The organism is Desulfatibacillum aliphaticivorans DSM 15576, from assembly GCF_000429905.1.
Taxonomy (GTDB): domain Bacteria; phylum Desulfobacterota; class Desulfobacteria; order Desulfobacterales; family Desulfatibacillaceae; genus Desulfatibacillum; species Desulfatibacillum aliphaticivorans.
On the sequence record NZ_AUCT01000068.1, the window covers coordinates 1 to 1,020 of the forward strand.

General features: G+C 41.9%; 1 protein-coding gene. It reads right to left on the reverse strand.

Translation table 11 applies throughout. From position 1 onward, the window contains the following. Positions 1-482 (reverse strand): hypothetical protein (locus G491_RS32655; protein ID WP_035220315.1); only part of this gene is annotated, 482 nt, incomplete at its 3' end. Positions 483-1,020 lie beyond the last annotated feature (538 nt).

A 1,020-nucleotide genomic window follows, 5' to 3' on the forward strand; every position in this document is an offset into this window, starting at 1 on the left:
ATTTTACTTCCCAATTTACCCCATTTGAATTCGATTTCATTTTTCCGCAAGAAATTGACAAATCGTTTTTCGTTATTCCACCCTACATATATTTGCCCATCAACCAATTCAAAATAAACGTACATACCCAAACGGATATTGTCTATATTTGCAGGCGTGACGCAAATAGGTTCCTTTTTATAAAATATCCAAAATATTACGTTTTCTGCAGCCACGTCATATATTAACTTATAAACTACCTTTCTTAGGCCCACTTTACTAAATAAATAAAGAGGGATAAACGCAAAAGGGATTACAGTCAATGATACGTAAGGTAGTACTTTGGAAAAGCCCCCATAATGTATTATATTACAAACCACTTCAAAGCCTGCAAGAGCGCACCAAGTAACCAGGATTATTTTTCCTACATGGTTTAAAAATGTCGCGATAAATCCCGCATCAAAAACATATTTGGTACAGTCGTCTTCACTATTACAACTCATATCATCCGCCCTATCAAAGTATGAGGGGAGAAAGATACTCCCCTCCTTTCCAAAAACTTATGGTGTAAAACCCCCATCGTCACTTTCATGCGATAAACCAGTGTTCCAGGAGTCAGTGTATCCTGAGTCTTCAGATCTTCCTCCAGAATCGCCTGCTTTATCTTCATGCCCTTGGCCTTGAACCGAATTGACGGTGTCAGAGGGGGCATTTGTTGATGCATTTTCTTGCGATTGATCTGTTGCTGTCTGATCATCCCTTGGCTTTGTTTTTGTCTCTTTTTGTGTTGAAGATGGTGCATTCCTTTTGGAAGCATCTACTGCCAAATTGCCTGTGGCGACAACGGTCCCGTACGTCGCACTGGCAATTGTTTCCCCAACCTCTTTTGCGGCTGCGGCCTTGGCTCCAGCACTTCCAGCAGCACAAGCCTTTCCTGCCTGAGCAGCGTAACCGTCTAAACAACCGCATCTTCACGGGGTGGTTGGGATGTGGCATAAGAATTTCCATCTTTTGAAAGGAGATTCCATGTCACAAGAAGCA